The sequence below is a fragment of the Methylobacterium sp. AC832 genome (assembly GCF_979256025.1).
This window is the reverse complement of sequence record NZ_CEEDMV010000003.1, coordinates 646179-663143: the sequence shown is the minus strand read 5'-3', so window position 1 is coordinate 663143 and position 16965 is coordinate 646179. Positions and strand designations below refer to the sequence as shown.

At 67.1% G+C, this 16965-nt stretch carries 16 protein-coding genes and 1 pseudogene; 11 read left to right on the top strand and 6 right to left on the bottom strand.

Annotated elements, in window-relative coordinates; genetic code table 11:
- Nucleotides 1–381: 381 nt before the first annotated feature.
- Together puuE and rutR are read left to right on the top strand one after the other, a co-directional pair.
- Nucleotides 382–1272 (top strand): annotated as a pseudogene (gene puuE, locus AC0IXR_RS14770) (allantoinase PuuE); the annotation flags it as partial.
- Between the two features lie 140 nt (nucleotides 1273–1412).
- On the top strand, nucleotides 1413–2054 hold the full coding sequence (gene rutR / locus AC0IXR_RS14765) for an HTH-type transcriptional regulator RutR (RefSeq protein ID WP_461223444.1): 642 nt from the start codon (nucleotides 1413–1415) through the stop codon (nucleotides 2052–2054).
- A gap of 70 nt (nucleotides 2055–2124) precedes the next feature.
- On the opposite strand, the gene AC0IXR_RS14760 is transcribed toward rutR, so the two are convergent.
- Nucleotides 2125–2484 (bottom strand): c-type cytochrome, encoded by a 360-nt coding sequence (locus tag AC0IXR_RS14760; RefSeq protein WP_026175908.1) that lies wholly within the window; start codon nucleotides 2482–2484, stop codon nucleotides 2125–2127.
- Between the two features lie 343 nt (nucleotides 2485–2827).
- On the opposite strand from AC0IXR_RS14760, the gene rutA reads away from it, so the two are divergent.
- The 6 genes from rutA to AC0IXR_RS14730 all read left to right on the top strand — a co-directional run bounded on the left by rutA (nucleotide 2828) and on the right by AC0IXR_RS14730 (nucleotide 8112).
- A complete protein-coding gene (rutA, locus tag AC0IXR_RS14755; protein ID WP_471761281.1) occupies nucleotides 2828–3928 on the top strand; it encodes a pyrimidine utilization protein A in 1101 nt (366 codons plus the stop codon).
- The gene (rutB, locus tag AC0IXR_RS14750; protein ID WP_471761280.1) at nucleotides 3928–4659 is read left to right on the top strand and encodes a pyrimidine utilization protein B; all 732 of its coding nucleotides are present in this window, start codon (nucleotides 3928–3930) and stop codon (nucleotides 4657–4659) included. Before rutA ends, rutB begins: the two co-directional genes overlap by 1 nt.
- Nucleotides 4660–4865: 206 nt before the next feature.
- The gene (gene rutC, locus AC0IXR_RS14745) at nucleotides 4866–5255 is read left to right on the top strand and encodes a pyrimidine utilization protein C (protein ID WP_056425656.1); all 390 of its coding nucleotides are present in this window, start codon (nucleotides 4866–4868) and stop codon (nucleotides 5253–5255) included.
- Nucleotides 5252–6031, top strand: coding sequence for a pyrimidine utilization protein D (rutD, locus tag AC0IXR_RS14740; protein ID WP_471761279.1), 780 nt, complete (start codon nucleotides 5252–5254; stop codon nucleotides 6029–6031). The genes rutC and rutD overlap by 4 nt, the downstream gene beginning before the upstream one ends.
- Before the next feature lie 147 nt (nucleotides 6032–6178).
- Nucleotides 6179–6709, top strand: a complete 531-nt coding sequence (locus tag AC0IXR_RS14735) for a flavin reductase (protein ID WP_419952635.1) — start codon at nucleotides 6179–6181, stop codon at nucleotides 6707–6709.
- Nucleotides 6710–6780: 71 nt separating this feature from the next.
- Nucleotides 6781–8112 carry a solute carrier family 23 protein gene (locus AC0IXR_RS14730; protein WP_471761278.1) on the top strand — a complete coding sequence of 444 codons (1332 nt, stop codon included), beginning with the start codon at nucleotides 6781–6783 and terminating at the stop codon, nucleotides 8110–8112.
- A gap of 47 nt (nucleotides 8113–8159) precedes the next feature.
- Here AC0IXR_RS14730 and AC0IXR_RS14725 read toward each other — a convergent pair whose 3' ends face one another.
- Both AC0IXR_RS14725 and AC0IXR_RS14720 read right to left on the bottom strand, forming a co-directional pair.
- A complete protein-coding gene (locus tag AC0IXR_RS14725) occupies nucleotides 8160–8399 on the bottom strand; it encodes a hypothetical protein (RefSeq protein WP_471761277.1) in 240 nt (79 codons plus the stop codon).
- A 202-nt stretch (nucleotides 8400–8601) separates the two neighbouring features.
- The gene (locus AC0IXR_RS14720) at nucleotides 8602–10140 is read right to left on the bottom strand and encodes an ATP-binding protein (RefSeq protein WP_311274581.1); all 1539 of its coding nucleotides are present in this window, start codon (nucleotides 10138–10140) and stop codon (nucleotides 8602–8604) included.
- A gap of 269 nt (nucleotides 10141–10409) precedes the next feature.
- On the opposite strand from AC0IXR_RS14720, the gene AC0IXR_RS14715 reads away from it, so the two are divergent.
- From AC0IXR_RS14715 to AC0IXR_RS14705, 3 genes are all read left to right on the top strand, one after another.
- On the top strand, nucleotides 10410–10616 hold the full coding sequence (locus AC0IXR_RS14715; RefSeq protein ID WP_056425674.1) for a hypothetical protein: 207 nt from the start codon (nucleotides 10410–10412) through the stop codon (nucleotides 10614–10616).
- A gap of 20 nt (nucleotides 10617–10636) precedes the next feature.
- Nucleotides 10637–10912: a hypothetical protein gene (locus AC0IXR_RS14710; protein WP_056425677.1), complete on the top strand. Its 276-nt coding sequence runs from the start codon at nucleotides 10637–10639 to the stop codon at nucleotides 10910–10912.
- 146 nt (nucleotides 10913–11058) lie between these two features.
- Entirely contained in the window at nucleotides 11059–12636 is a 1578-nt protein-coding gene (locus AC0IXR_RS14705; protein ID WP_471761276.1) for a calcium-binding protein, read from the top strand.
- 27 nt (nucleotides 12637–12663) lie between these two features.
- On the opposite strand, the gene AC0IXR_RS14700 is transcribed toward AC0IXR_RS14705, so the two are convergent.
- From AC0IXR_RS14700 to AC0IXR_RS14690, 3 genes are all read right to left on the bottom strand, one after another.
- Nucleotides 12664–13656 (bottom strand): P1 family peptidase, encoded by a 993-nt coding sequence (locus AC0IXR_RS14700; RefSeq protein ID WP_471761275.1) that lies wholly within the window; start codon nucleotides 13654–13656, stop codon nucleotides 12664–12666.
- Nucleotides 13657–13694: 38 nt separating this feature from the next.
- Nucleotides 13695–14600, bottom strand: a complete 906-nt coding sequence (rarD, locus tag AC0IXR_RS14695; protein ID WP_471761274.1) for an EamA family transporter RarD — start codon at nucleotides 14598–14600, stop codon at nucleotides 13695–13697.
- A gap of 281 nt (nucleotides 14601–14881) precedes the next feature.
- Nucleotides 14882–16834, bottom strand: coding sequence for a YgiQ family radical SAM protein (locus tag AC0IXR_RS14690; RefSeq protein ID WP_471761302.1), 1953 nt, complete (start codon nucleotides 16832–16834; stop codon nucleotides 14882–14884).
- Nucleotides 16835–16965 lie beyond the last annotated feature (131 nt).

Below are 16965 nucleotides of genomic sequence, written 5' to 3'. Positions count from 1 at the left end.
ACCGAATGAGTGCCGCAACTACCTCGTGGCCGCAGGCTACGATGCTTTCGATCCAACCTGATCGGATGCCGCTCTAGCAGTCATTGAAGATGGACTGCTGGCTACGGAAATCACCGTTCCCCATGCCATTATCGCAAAAAGCTTCAAATCTCCATCGGGAACCCAGCCCTATGAGATCCATGACGGGACGCTTCTGAGCATCGATTTTCTTCGGGATTCGATGCCGGAACTATATTCGTGACGATGCCGAAGTGGCAAACATAGCGTGCCTGTCCCTAACCGGCGACAAATCTATACGGTCTATGCGCCATCGGTTGACAGGACGCCGCTCCTCGGCCGAACAGCGGAGGCATTCCTCTCCCTGAGACTAGGGCAGGCCCCGTGACCTATCCCCGCGACCTCGTCGGCTACGGCCGCAACCCGCCCCATCCGCGCTGGCCGAACGGCGCGCGGATCGCGGTGCAGATCGTGCTCAACTACGAGGAGGGCGGCGAGAACTGCATCCTGCATGGCGATGCTGCCTCGGAGGCGTTCCTGTCGGAGATCGTCGGCGCCCAACCCTGGCCGGGCCAGCGGCACATGAATATGGAATCGATGTTCGAATACGGCTCGCGTGCGGGCTTCTGGCGGATCTGGCGTCTGCTCCAGGCGCGGAATGTTCCCGTCACCGTGTTCAGCGTCGCCACGGCGCTCGCCCGCCATCCCGATATCGCCGCGGCCATGAAGGAGGCCGATTGGGAGATCGCCTGCCACGGCTTGAAATGGATCGACTACCGCGACTTCACCCGCGAGGAGGAGAAGGCGCATATGGACGAGGCGATCCGCATCCACACGGAGATCACCGGCGAGCGGCCGCTGGGCTGGTACACGGGCCGCTCCTCGGTTCACACCCTCGATCTCGGCGTGGAGGCCGGCTTCACCTGGCTCGCCGATTCCTACGCCGACGACCTGCCCTACTGGATCGAGGAACCGAGCGGACGCGGCCTCGTGGTGCCCTACACGCTGGACGCCAACGACATGAAATGCGTCGCCCTTCAGGGGTTCAACACCGGCGACCACTTCTTCACCTACCTGCGCGACACGTTCGACGCGCTCTACGCGGAGGGCGAGACCGCGCCGAAAATGATGTCGGTGGGCCTGCATTGCCGCCTCGTCGGGCGGCCGGGACGGATCGCGGCGCTGGCCCGCTTCCTCGACCATATCGCCGCCCATGAGGACGTCTGGGTCGCGCGGCGGATCGATATCGCCGAGCATTGGATGAACACTCATCCGCCGGGCTGATCCCCCGCCCGCTGGACGGAACGGGCGTTCCTACTCCATCCTCGAAGCGGTGGCCCCGACGGGACGAGGGGAACGCGTGAGGCCGTGAAGTTCCCAGCCGCTTCTTCGAAACCCGACAGGACCGCATATCCGTGCCAACGACCGTCGAGAAGCCCCCCGAACGCCGTCGCCGCAAGGACGGCGCGGCGCGGCGCGAGGCGATCCTCGATGCCGGACTAGAGGTGTTTTCGGGGCTCGGCCTGCACGGGGCGAGCGTCGACCGGCTCGCCGAGCGGGCCGGCCTGTCGAAGGCCAACCTCCTCTACTACTTCCCCTCCAAGGAAGAGCTCTACGTGGCGGTGCTGCGCCGCGTCCTCGACGTCTGGCTCGATCCCCTGCAATCCTTCGACGCGGACAGCGAGCCCGCCGACGCGATCCGGGCCTATATCCGCGCCAAGCTGACCCTGTCGCGGGATGCGCCGCAGGCCTCGCGGCTGTTCTGCCTGGAGATCGTCCAGGGCGCACCGCTCCTGCGGGCCGAGCTCGAAGGCCCCCTGCGCGGGCTGGTGGAGAGCAAGGCGGCGATCCTGCGCGGCTGGATCGACCAGGGCCGCATCGGTGCCCACGACCCGCACCACCTCATCTTTTCGATCTGGGCGATCACCCAGCACTACGCCGATTTCGCGGTCCAGGTGGATGCGGTCACCGGCCGGAGCCTCGACGAATCCGACTTCTTCGAAAGTACAGTGGCGAGCACGCAGGCCCTGATCCTCACCGGGCTAGGCCTGCGATAGGCACTCGGCGGATTTCGCGTCCAGGAGCCCGCTCTGGAAGCGAGCCCCATCGTCGAGATCCCCGAAAAACCTATTTCTTCGAGGCGAGATACGCGATCACGTCATCGATCTTCTTGTCGTCGGGATAGCCGGCGAACACCATCTTCGTCCCCGGCACCTTGGCCTTCGGGTTCTTCAGCCATTCGTGCAGGTTCGCCTCGTCCCAGGTGAGGCCGGACGCCTTGAGCGGGGCCGAGTAGGAATACCCGTCGAGGGAGGCCGCCTTGCGTCCGACAACCCCCGTCAGATCCGGGCCGACGCCGTTCTTGCCGAAGGCATGGCAGGCCTTGCAGGGCGCGAACGCCTTCTCGCCGGCGGCGGCATCGCCCTCGGCGTGGGCCGCCATCGGAAGCAGCATCGCGACGAGAGCACCGAGCATCGGGTACCGCATGGGGTTTCCTCTCCGTGGTTGTTTTGAATACCTCCAGATTACTGACCGCATGCTTCCCGAAGGCAATGTCCGAGAGGGAGGACTCACGAGAACGTGTCACGTCGCGAGGATGGCCAGAGAAGATTCGCGTATCCGCCCCGCAATTCAGCAGACGCCGCCTCCCCACCGGGCAAATCGGAGAGAGTTTGGGCAAACACCTATATCTGTTGGATTTAGAGTTTGATCATATGGTCCAAACAGCTACCGTTCACCATCGGACGGGGCGAACACGGTACACTCCGTTCGCAACCTTGACCGGCATTGGATCCCATCGTCCAATCTCTGCCAGCTCAGCGAGGTTGTCATGAATGTCGGCGTCTTTATTCCCATCGGCAACAACGGCTGGCTCCTGTCGGAGAACGCGCCGCAATACAAGCCGAGCTTCGAACTGAACAAGCAGGTCGTCCTCAAGGCCGAAGGCTACGGGCTCGATTTCGCCCTGTCGATGATCAAGCTGCGGGGCTTCGGCGGCAAGACCGAGTTCTGGGACCACAACCTCGAATCCTTCACACTGATGGCGGGCCTCGCCGCCGTGACGAGCCGGATCAAGCTCTTCGCCACCGCCGCCACCCTGTGCATGCCCCCCGCCATCACCGCCCGGATGGCCTCCACCATCGATTCCATCTCCGGCGGCCGCTTCGGGCTGAACCTCGTCACCGGATGGCAGCGGCCTGAATACTCGCAGATGGGCCTGTGGCCCGGCGACGAGTACTTTTCGCGGCGCTACGAATACCTCTCCGAATACGCCCAGGTGCTGCGCGATTTGTGGGAGACGGGGTCCTGCGACCTCAAGGGCGAGTTCTTCCAGATGGACGATTGCCGGCTCTCGCCCCGGCCGCAGGCGGAGATGAAGATCATCTGCGCCGGCCAGTCGGCCGCCGGCATGGAATTCACCGCCAGATACGCCGACTACAATTTCTGCTTCGGCAAGGGCGTGAACACGCCCAAAGCCTTCGCCCCCACGGTGGAGCGGCTGGAACTCGCCAAGGCCGCGACGGGCCGGGACGTGTCGTCCTACGTGCTGTTCATGATCATCGCCGCCGAGACCGATGAGGAGGCCCGCGCCACCTGGGAGCATTACAAGGCGGGAGCGGATCAGGAGGCCATCGCCTGGCTCGGGGTCCAGGGGGCGGCCGACACCAAATCCGGCTCGGACACCAACGTGCGCCAGATGGCCGACCCGACCTCGGCGGTGAACATCAACATGGGCACCCTCGTCGGCTCCTACGCGGAGGTGGCGCGCATGCTCGACGAGGTCGCCACCGTGCCCGGCACCGAGGGCGTGCTCCTGGTCTTCGACGATTTCCTCGAAGGGCTCGACGCCTACGGCACCCGCATCCAGCCGCTGATGCGCTCGCGGGCGCATGTCACCGCCGATGCGGTGCCGATGGCGAAGGTGGCGTGATGGTCGCCGGCTATCACGATCCGGCCGGGCGCCATGGCGGCATCACCCTCCCCGCCCGGCCGGAACCCATCGCCTTCGCTGCCGAGGCCACGGCCCTCATCGTCGTCGACATGCAGAACGCCTATGCCACGAAGGGCGGCTATCTCGATCTCGCCGGGTTCGACGTCTCGGCGACCGGGCCGGTGATCGGACGGATCGCGACGGCCGTCGCTGCCGCCCGCAAGGCCGGAATCAGGATCGTCTGGTTCCAGAACGGCTGGGACCCGGACTATGTCGAGGCCGGAGGGCCGGGCTCGCCGAACTGGCACAAGTCGAACGCCCTCAAGACCATGCGCAGCCGCCCCGACATGAACGAGCGGCTGCTCGCCAAGGGAAGCTGGGACTACGCCCTGGTGGATGCGCTGAGCCCCGAGCCCGGCGACATCGTGCTGGGCAAGCCGCGCTACAGCGGCTTCTACAACACCCAACTCGACAGCCTGCTGCGCTCGGCCGGCATCCGCACCCTGGTCTTCACCGGCATCGCCACCAACGTCTGCGTGGAATCGACCCTGCGTGACGGGTTCTTCCTCGAATATTTCGGCATCGTCCTCGCCGACGCGACGCATCAGGCGGGGCCGGACAGCCTGCAGGCCGGTGCGCTCGCGAATATCGAGACCTTCTTCGGCTGGGTCTCGGATGTCGCGAGCTTCGAGGCGGCCCTGGGCGAGCGGGACGCCGCGGCGGCGGAGTGACATCCTCCCTCGCGCCCTCGACCTCATCTTGAGGTGCCGCAGCGTAGCGGAGGCCTTGAAGGAGGCTTTCAGTTCGCTCCCAGGGGCCTGGAGGCCTTCTTCGAGGCCCGCTGACGCGGGCACCTCAGGATGAGGTCACGGGTGGGCAAGACGACACAGACGACGAAGACGGCCATTTCGACGATCGAACGGGAGCACCGCGAACCATGCCCAAGACCGTGATCATTCCCCCAGGCACCGGCAAGCCGTTGGCCCCCTACGTGCCGGGCACCCTCGCCGACGGCGTGCTCTACGTCTCGGGCACCCTGCCGCTGGATGCGGATGCCAACGTCGTCCATGTGGGCGATGCCGGCGCGCAGACGAGACACGTGCTGGAGACGATCAAGGGCGTCGTGACCGCTGCCGGCGGCACCATGGACGACGTCACCTTCAACCACATCTTCCTGAAGGACTGGGCGGATTACGCCGCGATCAACGCGGTCTATGCCAGCTACTTCCCCGGCGAGAAGCCGGCGCGCTACTGCATCCAGTGCGGCCTGGTGAAGCCAGACGCCCTGGTGGAGATCGCCTCCGTCGCTCATGTGGGCAAACCGTGAGCGCGACCATCCATCACGAGATCCACGGGGACGGGGAACGGACGGTCTTGCTCTCGCCGGGTCTCGGCGGATCGTGCGGCTATTTCGCGCCGCAGATTCCAGCCCTGGCCGAGCGGTTTCGGGTGATCGGCTACGATCATCGCGGCACCGGGCGCTCGCCCGATGCGCTGGAACAGGGCCACAGGATCGCCGCCATGGCCGCCGACGCCCTTCGGGTGATAGACGATCTCGGCATCGCCACGGCCGACATCGTCGGGCATGCGCTCGGCGGGCTCATCGGCCTCGAACTGGCGCGTGCCCATCCCACCCGGGTGGGACGGCTCGTGGTCATCAACGGCTGGGCCAGGACCGATTCCGCGACGAAGCGGTGCTTTGCCGCCCGCAAGGCCCTGCTGGCCCATGCCGGCCCCGAAGCCTACGTGGCCGCGCAGGCGATCTTCCTCTATCCGGCGCCCTGGCTTTCGCTCAACGCGGAGCGCGTCGCGGCGGACGAGGCCCATGCCCTGGCGCATTTTCCCGGACCTGAGAACACGCTGCGGCGGATCGCGGCGCTGGAAGCCTTCGATCTCACCGCGCATCTGTCCGGTATCCCGCACGAAACCCTCGTGATGGCAGCGGCCGACGACGTGCTCGTGCCCTATCTGCGCTCGGAGGAACTCGCGGCGGCGTTGCCCAACGCCACGCTGGATCTGGCCAAGAGCGGCGGCCACGCGCATAGCGTGACGCAGGCGGAGGCGTTCAACCGCACCCTCGTCACCTTCCTCGACCGGCCCTGAGGGAGTTCGTCATGGCTCATCCGGCTCGACCGGTTCGTCTTGGCGAGCCAGCGCGCCATCTCGCTTGGATCCTCGAGGGGCTGCCGGTGTTCAGGCGCGAAACCGGTGACCACTTTTGCTGAACCTGCTCAGGATGGAAGCTCCGCCATGACCGAGACGACGTTGCCCACGGTCGAGGCCGGAGCTTTTCGCGAGGCGATGGCCCATCTGGCCAGTTCGGTCCATCTCGTCACCACCGACGGGCCGGGCGGACGGGCCGGTTTCACGGCCTCTTCCGTCTGCAGCGTCAGCGACGCGCCGCCGACGCTCCTCGTCTGCATCAACCGAACCTCCTCCGCCTATGCCGCAGTGAGCGCCAATGCGGCCCTGTGCGTGAACACGCTGTCGGGCGAGCAGGCCGCCATCGCCGGCGCCTTCGGCGGCCGCACCCCCATGGACGAGCGCTTCGCGGCGGGGGCCTGGGGAGTGCTCGCCACCGGGGCACCGGTGCTGGAGGGGGCGTTGACTGCCTTCGATTGCCGCATCGTGGCGCGCCACGCCGTCGGCAGCCACGACGTGCTGTTCTGCGAGGTGGTGGATCTCTCGGAGCCCGCCGGCCAACAGGGCCTCGTCTATGCCGGCCGGCGCTACCATACCCTGCCCGTGGCGGTCGCTCCGCCGCACCCCACCGCCGTCTGACCGTCCGGCCTCGCCCCGAGCATCCCGTCACGCTCCTCGCATCACGCGATCCACCGCCCGGAGACGCCCCCATGGCAGCCGAACCCTATTTCCCCGTCTGGCGCGCCAGAGATGCGACGACCGAGGCCGCGGACGTCATGCCCGACGAGCGCCTGCCGGCGGGCCAGACCGTCCTCCTCGGCTTCCAACACGTGGTGGCGATGTTCGGCGCCACGGCCTTGATGCCGATCCTGATGGGGTTCGACCCCAACCTGGCGATCTTCTTCTCCGGCATCGGCACACTCATCTTCTTTCTCGCCACCGGCGGCCGGGTGCCGAGCTATCTCGGCTCGTCGGCGGCCTTCGTTGGGGTGGTGATCGCAGCCACGGGCTATGCCGGGGCGGGGCCGAACCCCAACATCGCCGTGGCGCTCGGCGGCATCATCGCGGCGGGTCTGCTCTACGGCCTCGTCGGCGCCGTCATCGGCCTCGTCGGCTATGCCTGGGTGGAGCGGGTGATGCCACCGGTGGTGACCGGAGCGGTGGTGGCCGCCATCGGCCTCAACCTCGCGCCGATCGCGACGCGGATCATCTCGGCCTCCGCCTTCGACACCTGGTTCGGCCTCCTGACGGTGGTCATCGTCAGCGTCATCACCATCTACGCGCCCGGCCTCGCCCGGCGCCTGCCGATCCTGATCGGGGCGGCCCTCGCCTACCTGCTCTATCTCCTCCTCGCCAACGGGTTCGGTCTCGCCAAGCCCATCGATTTCTCGGCCGTCATGGCCGCCCCCTGGATCGGCGTGCCGGGCTTCGTCGCGCCGGTGTTCGACACCAAGGCGATCGCCCTCATCGCCCCGGTCTTCGTGGTGCTGATCGCCGAGAATCTCGGCCATATCAAAGCCATCGGCGCGATGACGAGCCGCAACCTCGACCCCTACATCGCCCGCGCCTTCCTCGGCGACGGCCTCGCCACCATGCTGTCGGGCGGGCTCGGCGGCACCGGGGTGACGACCTATGCGGAGAATATGGGCGTCATGGCCATGACCCGGATCTACTCGACCCTGGTCTTCGTGGTGGCCGGCTTCACCGCGATCCTGTTCGGCCTGTGCCCGAAATTCGGAGCGCTGATCCTGACCCTGCCGGTGCCGGTGATCGGCGGATTGTCGGTGGTGGTGTTCGGGCTGATCGCGGCCACCGCCGGGCGGATCTGGGTGGAGAACAGGGTCGATTTCGCCAATGCCCGCAATCTCCTCACCGTCGGGATCGCGGTGGTCCTCGGCGCTGGCGACCTGACCCTGAAATTCGGCTCCTTCGCCTTCGGCGGCATCGGCACCGCCACGTTCGGGGCGATCCTCATCTATCATCTGCTCGGGCTGACGAGGCTCGGACGCGCACCGGCCGATCCGGCCAGCGTCCGGGCCTGAACGGACCCCGTCTCACGACGCCCGCGGATCCGAGCCTCACTCGGGCCTCAGCGGGATCTGTACCCGCCGCGACGGGCGGAGCCGGTGGCGATGTCGCGCTCATCCCCGCGGCGGGGCGCGGAGGCGGCGTATCTGCCGCGAGCATCCAAGGCGGCCTGGCCTACGAGGCCGCCGGGTGCCACGACCGCCGGGAGGCCGGCCGGCGCGGTATAGCTCTGGGCCGAGGCAGCGGAGGCTGCCAGGAGCGAGGCAAGGGCGAGAAGACCGGTGGACAAACGTGCCGTCATGGGTGTCGTCCTCATCGTCGATTCCGATGCCGACCCACCGGCATCATCGATTCGAGGTCCCAATCCTTGAGCAGGACTGCCCAACCAAGCAACAGAAATTGCCGCCGCACTGTGCAGCATGCTGCCGACAGGCAGAGGACGATCGGCCCCTATCCGGCAGAAATCGAGCGGGCCAAGCGTGGTTCGGTGCCGGGAGCGCGGCTCATTCGGCCGCGAACAGCCCCGGCATCTCGGGCGCGACGCTGCCCGGCAGGCTCGCCTTCGGGTCGCCGGGGCCGGTCTCACAGCCGAGCGACGGCAAAGCGATGACGCGGTTGCCGCGAAAATCCATGCGGCAGACGATGGTGCCACGGGTCTCGACATAGGCGAGCAGACGCCGTGCCCGGCCCGGCGAACGGCTGCCGATGGCGCGGGCCAGGGCCTCGTCGCCGGGGCAGGGCTCTCCCGCCAGAGCGGCGCGAGCGAGCAGCAGGAACAGGCCCTGGACTTCGTCGGGCAGGGCGGCGGCGGCGCTTTGCGCCTCCTCCCAGCGCCCGTCGCTGTCGGCCGGGGCGCCTTGCCCGTCGATTCCCGCACGGGCGACGCCGAGGCGGCGGCGGAAGGCGGCGAGAGTGAGGGACTCACCGTCGAGCCCACGCATGCGGCAGCGGACGAGGAAGTCCTGATAGATCACCGCCACCGGCTGACGCCCGGCATCCGGGTCGGTGGCGATGCCCCGCAGGATCTCGTCGAGCCCGGCACGCAGATCTTCCTCGCTCAAGGGCTCGGGCGCCTCGGCGGGTTCGGGCCGGTAGGCACTGAGCTCACGCAGCAGATCGGCCGGGCTGGCGCGCGGTGTCGGAGGGGTGCGCGGAGCCGGAGCCCAGGAGGCAGGGCCGTCCTCGGCCGAGCGGGTGAGGATCAGGGCGCGTAGATCCGCGTCGGCGGGAGCGGGCAGCGGCACGAGCTTCGGGGAGCCCGAGCGCGCCGAGGTCGAGACCGGACCGATGCGCAGGGCCAACGGCCGACGGCTCAACGCGGGCCCGAGGGCCACGAATTCGCCGCGCGAGAGGTCGCGGAACCGCTCGGCGCCGCGGCGGTCGAGGCCCAGCAGGTCAGCCGCGCGGGCCATGTCGATATCGAGGAAGGTGCGGCCCATCAGGAAGTTGGTGGCTTCCGCCGCCACGTTTTTCGCGAGCTTGGCGAGGCGCTGCGTCGCGATGATGCCCGCGAGCCCGCGCTTGCGGCCGCGGCACATCAGGTTGGTCATGGCGCCGAGGGAGGCCTTGCGCGCCTCGTCGGAGACGTCGCCGGCCGCGGCCGGTGCGAAGATCTGCGCCTCGTCGACGACGACGAGAACGGGGTGCCAATGGCTGCGCTCGGCCTCGAACAAACCACCGAGGAAGGCGGCGGCCGCGCGCATCTGTGCCTCCATGTCGAGGCTCTCCAGGGTGAGCACCACGGAGACCCGGTGGGCGCGCACCCGCGCCGCGATGGCCTGGAGATCGCCCTCGCCATGGGCACCATCCACCACCACGTGGCCGTAAGCCTCTGCCAGGGTGACGAAATCGCCTTCGGGATCGATGATGACCTGCTGGACCGAGCCGGCGCTCTGTTCGAGCAGTCGCCGCAGCAGATGCGACTTGCCCGAGCCGGAATTGCCCTGGACCAGGAGACGGGTGGCCAGCAGCTCCTCGAGATCGAGCCGGGCGGGCTCTTCGCCCGGGCCCATGCTCAGCCCCATCTCGATCCCGACCGTCATTCCCGCTCCGCTGTCCCGCAACCCGTCCGTGACGATGGCGACCCTAGCACGGATGGGCTCAGGCGACCTCCCCCTGCCCTTCCCACATCCACAGGGACGCTCCAGGAGAAGAATAGGCCCATTATCCTAGGACAACTAACGCAGGTCTTTTATCCTATGAGCATAGCCCTTCCCGAGAGGAAGGCCTCGAATGAGCAGTGGGGCGGATGCGTTGCATTTTCCTGCCGGACTCCCTTGCCGGCTCGCCCGGGGCATCTAGTTCGCCTGTCATGAACACCATCCTCGTCGTCGCCCTCGTCTGCGCCTCCACCGTCCAGGCCCCGGATTGCACGCGGGAGACCGCCCTCGACGTGATCACCGGGCAGGCTCACACCCTGCAGGAATGCCTGATGCAGGGGCCGGTCCTCGCGGCCAATGCCGGCCACGGCGCCGACAAGGACAGCTACGTGAAGACCCGCTGCGACCAGCGGCGCTGACATCCGGGAGCGCGACCCTCATGAGCGACGACGTCAGCCCGGACCGGGCGGTGATGATCCGCTTGCGCGCCCGCCTTGCGGTGGTGGAGCGGGCAGCGTGGTTCGGCTTCGCCGAGGCGATGCGCCGGCAGCCGGAGGAGACCGAGGCCTATATCGCGGCAGAGCGCGCCAAATGCGCCGCCGGCTTCGCCGGGCCGAAATGGGCACGCGACCTCAGCGATGCCGAGCGGGCGATGCTCGGCGCCGAGGTCGATGCCGGGCTGGCGCAGCTGGTGGAGGACGCCAAGGAGGCGTGAGCCTTACGGGCCTCCCTCCTCGCGCATCTTCGGGCGCTGCTCATCGCGACCAAATCACATTGTCGGTCGATTTGCGGCAAAATCGCAACAGATCGTCGATTTTAAGAGTGTTGCGGAAGAGAATCTCGACTTCCACCTGAAAACCCATGATTGCTCCCCTGATCGACTGGGGAACATCCATGGCCACCGTTCAAGTTGAAGATAACTACTTCGATATTGAAGCAATCCATGGCGCATGGTCCGCAGGATTTCTCAGAAAGACATCGGCCACCAAATATACGCTCTCGCGCGACGATGGCACCTCCTATGGAATGGAACTGGTAGGATCCGGGTTCCAATACACAAAAAGCGGAGACATCAAAGCCGGGACGATCAAGTCGATCAGCCTGATCCACGTCGATGGATCAACGCAATGGACAATGTCGGGACTTTCTCTCAACGCGAATGCCTTTCGTATTGCACTGACCGATTCGAGTTTCGATGATAAGGGGCCGCTCCTCAAGCTGTTCGCCCCCATTGCACTGACCGTCTACGGTGCGTCTCTAGACGATAAGTTCTTCGGCGGCCAAAAGGCCGATACCTTTCTCGGCAGTTTCGGTTCGGATACCTTCGTGGGTGGCTCCGGCAAGGATGCGATCGACGGAGGGATCGGGGATTACGATGTCGTAGACTACAGTCGCGAGTCCGGTGGCAGGGCCATCAAGGTCGATCTCGAGAAGGGCACGGCGACCGATACCTACGGATTCGTGGATTCGATCAAGAACGTCGAGTTGATCATCGGTACCGGCAAGGCCGATTCCTTCATGGGATCGAAGACGGCGTCCTACGAAGCGTTCAGCGGCGGTGCCGGCGCGGACATCTTCAACGGCGGCGGCGGAATCCACAACACGGTCCGGTACGACATCACGGCCTCGACGGGTGTGATCGTCGAACTGGCGGGCAATCCAGATGGGAGCGGCTTTGGACGCTCCCTCTCCCCGCTTGAGGATGACAGGTTGATCGGCATTCAAGACGTCGTGGGAACGAGAAGCGACGATACGATCATCGGCTCCAATGAAAACAACATCCTCTCCGGCCTCGCGGGCGCCGATCATCTCGACGGCGGACGAGGGATCGATACGGTGGATTATTCTCTCGAAACCGGATGGGGCACCGGCATTAGGGTAAACTTGGAGCAATTGTCCGGCTACGACTTGATGGGAAAAAAGGATGATCTGATTTCCATCGAGAACGTCACTGGATCGGGGTCGAGAGATTTCATCACGGGCTCCCAGCTCAAGAATACGCTCCTCGGGCTCGACGGCAACGATACGCTTCGAGGTCTTGCGGGAAACGACCGCCTGTCGGGTGGCGATGGAGCCGACATTCTCTTCGGCGGTCTCGGCAAAGACATTCTGACGGGCGGTTCGGGCCACGACACCTTTGTCTTCGATAGCACGCCGAATGCCGTATCGAACGTCGACCGGATCGTCGACTTTTCCGTGTCCGACGACAGGATCAGGCTCGATCACCCTGTCTTTGCCGCCCTCGCGAAGGGCCATCTCACCTCCGACGCCCTCATCATCGGCGCCAAGGCCACCGATGCCGATCATCGGATCCTCTACAATTCCAAGACCGGCGCCGTGTCGTACGATGCCGACGGCAACGGCGGTGCGAGTGCCGTGCAATTCGCCACACTCGACGCGAACCTCAAGCTGACGGCGGACGATTTCTACGTTCTGTAGGAGCGTCGAGAACCACCTCCGGGGACCTCACCCGCCCCACAGGTCCCGCCAGGCGGGCGGCATCGCCAGCCCCGGCAGGCTCGTCGCTACGTGAATTCCGATCGCCACCGCACGGGCGAGCGTGTCGGCCGCCGCCGCGCCGATGCGGGCGAGGTCCGTGATGGGGTCGGAGAGCGCGACCCGGCCGGTGGAGACCGCGAAGACCGCATCACCGTCGAGCGGGGTATGAACCGGGTGGATCGCCCGCGACAGCCCGTCCTGTGCCATCACCGCAAGGCGGCGGGCCTGGGCCTTGGTCAGGTCCGCGTCGGTGGCGACGATGGCCAGGGTGGTGCTGCTGCCGGGCAGAGCCTCGCGCGGCCAGGTGAAGGCGTCCGCCGGCATCGGATCGGGGAAGCCGAGAGCGCCGAATTCGCCGTTCCGCTCGAAGGGTGCGGCCCAGAAATGCCGCCCCTCCCCCACCGTGACCCGGCCGAACGCGTTCACCGCCACCAGCGCGCCGACCCGCGCGGGCGTGCCGTCCACCAGGGAGGAAGCCGAGCCGAGGCCGCCCTTGAGGTTGGCCGTGCGCGCGCCGTAGCCCACGCCGACGGTGCCGAGGGCGACATCCTCGGACGCAGCGGCGGCGGCGGCGTAGCCGAGGTCGCGATAAGGCGAGACGCGGCCCCATTCCTTGTCGCCGCCGTTGAGGAGATCGAACAGGATCGCGCCGGGCACGATGGGGACGCGGATGTCGCCGATGGGAAACCCCCTCCCCCTCTCGGCGAGCCAGGCCACGACGCCGGCGCCCGCATCGAGGCCGAAAGTCGAGCCGCCGGAGAGGACCAGGGCGTCGATGCGTTCCACCGTGCGCTCGGGGTCGAGGAGGTCGGTCTCGCGGGTGCCCGGCCCGCCGCCGCGCACGTCCACCCCGGCCACCACCGGGGCGTCGAACAGGATCGCGGTGGTGCCGCTCGCCACCCGCGCGTCATGGGCGTGGCCGACCCTGATACCGGCGATGTCGGTGATGCGGTTGCGCATCGGAATCCTCCGAATCTCGCGGATCCTCCAAATGTCTCTCAGAACGATCTCATGCCGGGGCGGTCGGGGCCAGCGGCGACGGGTTCCGGCGGCGTCTTGGCCCGCCGCGCGGCGCGGAGGGAATCGGCGGCATAGAGGGCGAGCGCCAGCCAGATCAGGACGAACAGGACCAGTCGATGCGGCTCCAGCCGCTCGCCATAGACGAGGACGCTGAGCCCCAACAGGCAGGAGGGGGCGAGGTATTGCATCAGCCCGAGGGTGGAGAGGGTGAGGCGCTGGGCGGCGGCGGCGAACCAGATCAGTGGCAGGGCGGTGGTGACGCCGGTGAGGAGCAGCAGCGCGAGCCGGACGGGATCGCCCTTCACCACAGGCTCGGCGAGGCCGACAAGGTAGATTCCCGCGAGGGGCAGGAGCAGGAAGGTCTCGGCGGCAAAGCCCACCATGGCGTCGACCCCCACGACCTTGCGCACCAGCCCGTAGAGCGAGAAGCTGGCGGCGAGGCACAGGGACAACCAGGGCAGGTGCCCGGCCAGCACCACTGCGAGCACCACCCCGGCGGCGGCGAGCCCCACCGCCACGGCCTGGACCGGCCGCAGCCGCTCACCGAGGACGAGGGCGCCCAGCGCCACGCTCATCAGCGGGTTGATGAAATAGCCCAGACTCGCATCGAGCATGTGCCCGGACTGGACCGCCACGAGGTAGAGCAGCCAGTTGACGGCGATGAGCCCCGCCGAGACGACGAGGAAGAGATGGCGCCGCCTCAGGGGAAACGGGTTGCGCACCCGCCGACGCAGAATCGCCAGCAGGGCGACCACGAGCACGCTCGACCAGACGATGCGATGAGCCAGGATGCTGCCGGCCGGCACGGCATCGAGCAGCCGGAAATGCACCGGGACGACGAGGCCCCAGCTCAGATAGGCACCGAGCGCGTAGATCAGACCCACGACGTTCCTCCCCTCCCTTGCGAGGTTGGAACGGGGTTTACACCAAGTCTCGCGGGACGGCTCCGGTGGGGGATCGGGGAGCCGATCTGGATGGAGAGGCCGTTCGGTTCCGCGACGGGATGACCGTGATCGGGAGCGGCAGGGCGGCGATTTCTTGCTCGAAACCTGTCGCCTCTCATCGACCGCTTTGCCCCTCAGCGGCCCCGGGGAAGGTCAGCTTCGGGGCAAAGACCCCTGAAAGCCGCCGTTGGAAGCCTTCAGTTGCCGAACGCACGAGACCGTCACTTCCGCAGCGGCACGCCCTTCGTGGTGAAACGCGGCGCGCCCGGATGGCGCATGGGGAGCGGCTGGCCCTGTCCCTTGCCGGCACCGAGCCCCGTTCCCGGCGGCTGGGAGGACGGAATCAGCTGGTCCGGCCTCGGCCCGATGAGGTCGGCGCGGCCCATGGCCCGCAGCGCCTCGCGCAAGATGGGCCAGTTCTCGGGGTCGTGGTAGCGCAGGAACGCCTTGTGCAGCCGGCGCTGCCGCATCCCCTTGATCGCGTCCACCGGCTCGCTGCCGCCGCGCCGCACGCCCTGCAACGGGTTGATTTCGGTGTGATACATGGTCGTGGCTGTCGCCATGGGCGAGGGCAGGAACGTCTGGACCTGATCGGCACGATAGTCGTTCTTCTTGAGCCAGACGGCGAGGTTCATCATGTCCTCGTCGGTCGTGCCCGGATGCGCCGCGATGAAATACGGGATCAGGTAGTATTTCTTGCCGGCTTTCTTGGCGGCGGCGTCGAACATCTCCTTGAAGCGGTCGTAGGTGCCGATCCCCGGCTTCATCATCAGGTCGAGGGGGCCGCGCTCGGTGTGCTCGGGCGCGATCTTGAGACGGCCGCCGACGTGATGGGTCACGAGCTCCTCGACATATTCGGGGCTTCGGACCGCCAGATCGTAGCGCACGCCGGAAGCGACCATCACCTTCTTCACGCCCTCCACCTCGCGGACCTTGCGATAGAGCCGGATCAGGTCGTCGTGCGAGGTGTTGAGGTTCGGGCAGATGTCCGGGAAGACGCAGGACGGCAGGCGACACGCCGCCTCGATCTTCGGGTCCTTGCACGCCATCCGGTACATGTTGGCCGTGGGTCCACCAACGTCCGAGATCACGCCCGTGAAGCCCGGTGTCTTGTCGCGGATCAGCTCGATCTCGCGCAGGATCGAGCCTTCCGAACGGTTCTGGATGACGCGGCCCTCGTGCTCGGTGATGGAGCAGAAGGTGCAGCCGCCAAAGCAGCCGCGCATGATCGTCACCGAGAACTTGATCATGTCCCAGGCGGGGATCTTCGCATCGCCGTAGGAGGGATGGGGGGCGCGGGCGTAGGGCAGGTCGTAGACCGCATCCATCTCCTCGCTGGAGAGCGGGATCGGCGGCGGGTTCAGCCACAGGTCGCGGTCGCCGTGGCGCTGGACGAGGGGACGGGCGTTGCCGGGATTGGCCTCCCGGTGCAGCACCCGCGAGGCGCGGGCATAGGCCTCCTTGTCGTCCTTGACCTCGTCGTAGGCGGGGAGCCGGATCACGGTCTCGCCGGGGCGGCGAGAGGCGGCCTCGTCGGCCGAATCGAGATCGTCGGCGGGCAGCTCGGTGTAATGCTCGGGCACGCGGCGGAACAGGGCGACGCCCCGGACGGAGTCGAGCTCGTGCGGCGCCGCGCCGGCCGCGAGGCGGTTCGCCACCTCGACCACGGCGCGCTCGGCATTGCCGTAGAGCAGAAGGTCGGCCTTCGCGTCCGCCAGGATCGAGCGGCGCACCTTGTCGGACCAGTAATCGTAATGGGCGATGCGGCGCAGGGACGCCTCGATGCCGCCGAGGACGATCGGCACATCCTTGTAGGCCTCGCGGCAGCGCTGCGTGTAGACGATTGTACAGCGGTCCGGGCGGGCGCCGCCTTGTCCGCCCGCCGTGTAGGCGTCGTCGCTTCGCAGGCGACGGTCCGCCGTGTAGCGGTTCACCATCGAATCGAGATTGCCGCCGGTGACGCCGAAGAACACATTCGGCCGGCCGAGCGCCTTGAACGGCTCCGCCGATTGCCAGTCGGGCTGCGCGATGATGCCGACCCGGAACCCTTGCGATTCGAGGAGCCGGCCGATGATCGCCATACCGAAGCTCGGATGATCGACATAGGCGTCCCCCGTCACCAGGACGATGTCGCAGGCATCCCACCCGAGCGCGTCCATCTCGGCGCGGCTCATGGGCAGGAACGGCGCCGCCTTCCGGAGAGGCTGCAGGTTGCAGGCGAGGGGAGCCACGGATCGACTCGGGGAAACTTGAAGGTCCATGGGGTCCGTGCATAGACCGCCCGGACCGCAAGCTCAACGAAAGG

Coding starts and splice junctions, on each gene's coding strand:
- AC0IXR_RS14710 (WP_056425677.1), top strand. CDS start 10,637: ATGAGCGACGACGTCAGCCCGGACCGGGCGGTGATGATCCGCTTGCGC.
- AC0IXR_RS14700 (WP_471761275.1), bottom strand. CDS start 13,656: ATGCGCAACCGCATCACCGACATCGCCGGTATCAGGGTCGGCCACGCC.
- AC0IXR_RS14725 (WP_471761277.1), bottom strand. CDS start 8,399: ATGACGGCACGTTTGTCCACCGGTCTTCTCGCCCTTGCCTCGCTCCTG.
- AC0IXR_RS14720 (WP_311274581.1), bottom strand. CDS start 10,140: ATGACGGTCGGGATCGAGATGGGGCTGAGCATGGGCCCGGGCGAAGAG.
- AC0IXR_RS14730 (WP_471761278.1), top strand. CDS start 6,781: ATGGCAGCCGAACCCTATTTCCCCGTCTGGCGCGCCAGAGATGCGACG.
- AC0IXR_RS14760 (WP_026175908.1), bottom strand. CDS start 2,484: ATGCGGTACCCGATGCTCGGTGCTCTCGTCGCGATGCTGCTTCCGATG.
- AC0IXR_RS14715 (WP_056425674.1), top strand. CDS start 10,410: ATGAACACCATCCTCGTCGTCGCCCTCGTCTGCGCCTCCACCGTCCAG.
- rutB (WP_471761280.1), top strand. CDS start 3,928: ATGGTCGCCGGCTATCACGATCCGGCCGGGCGCCATGGCGGCATCACC.
- AC0IXR_RS14690 (WP_471761302.1), bottom strand. CDS start 16,834: ATGAGCCGCGCCGAGATGGACGCGCTCGGGTGGGATGCCTGCGACATC.
- rutC (WP_056425656.1), top strand. CDS start 4,866: ATGCCCAAGACCGTGATCATTCCCCCAGGCACCGGCAAGCCGTTGGCC.
- rutA (WP_471761281.1), top strand. CDS start 2,828: ATGAATGTCGGCGTCTTTATTCCCATCGGCAACAACGGCTGGCTCCTG.
- AC0IXR_RS14705 (WP_471761276.1), top strand. CDS start 11,059: ATGATTGCTCCCCTGATCGACTGGGGAACATCCATGGCCACCGTTCAA.
- AC0IXR_RS14735 (WP_419952635.1), top strand. CDS start 6,179: ATGACCGAGACGACGTTGCCCACGGTCGAGGCCGGAGCTTTTCGCGAG.